The 228-nt window shown below is 35.1% G+C and carries 1 protein-coding gene; it reads right to left on the bottom strand.

The window, feature by feature from the left end:
- A partial coding sequence (locus AOA62_RS31670; protein WP_218244038.1) for a hypothetical protein occupies positions 1-228 on the bottom strand: 228 nt, incomplete at both ends.

Genomic DNA, 228 nt, shown 5'->3' with positions numbered 1-228 from the left:
AAACTCACCCAATCTTCCATTGCTGTTTTGCCACCTGTTGTAGCTAGAGCAGCTAACTGTAGCCGATAATCTTTTTCCCTCTTAACTTCCTTCATTTCCTGTTCATAAAGTTCCATCTGTTCATGGTATTCTGCTTCTGCAGCTACTTTTATAGAATGTAAAAATTCAGTTTTATTCTTAGGTAATAATAACTTTAGTTTTTCAAAGAAGTTTAGCTCCATTTTCCTC

It is taken from the genome of Pseudomonas sp. 2995-3, assembly GCF_002742565.1.
In the GTDB taxonomy this organism is placed as follows: Bacteria; Pseudomonadota; Gammaproteobacteria; order Pseudomonadales; family Pseudomonadaceae; genus Aquipseudomonas; species Aquipseudomonas edaphica.
The sequence above is the reverse complement of the archived record's forward strand: the minus strand, read 5'-3'. Positions and strand labels throughout refer to the sequence as shown.